This is a genomic window from Psychromarinibacter sediminicola (assembly GCF_029168335.1).
Lineage (GTDB): Bacteria > Pseudomonadota > Alphaproteobacteria > Rhodobacterales > Rhodobacteraceae > Psychromarinibacter > Psychromarinibacter sediminicola.
The window spans coordinates 1-342 of the sequence record NZ_JARGYC010000259.1 but is presented as its reverse complement, the minus strand read 5'-3'; the positions used below and the strand labels follow the sequence as shown (position 1 = coordinate 342).

The 342-nt window shown below is 67.5% G+C and carries 1 pseudogene; it reads left to right on the top strand.

The features are described 5' to 3' along the window. Positions 1-95 precede the first annotated feature (95 nt). A pseudogene (locus tag P1J78_RS25265) lies at positions 96-342 on the top strand (IS256 family transposase); the annotation flags it as partial.

Genomic DNA, 342 nt, shown 5'->3' with positions numbered 1-342 from the left:
CAGCTATGGCTGAAATTGGGTGATGGCGCCTGAGAAGGCGGCGTATCGTGGCGGGTGCTGAAGCCTGCCAGAACCTCCCGAAGGAGCGATACGCCATGGACGACGATATCACGATCACCCCGTTTCACCAGCCCGGATCTGTGGAGGACCCGCTGACCGAGATCGCGCGCGATGGCGCCCGGCGCATGCTTGCGGCCGCGCTCCGCGCCGAAGCCGACGCCTTCGTCGCGCAGCATTCGGAGGAGGTCCTCCCCGACGGGCGTCAGCGGGTTGTGCGGCACGGATATGGGCCGGAGCGCAGCATCCAGACCGGCATCGGTGCGCTCGATGTGCAGCGCCCCA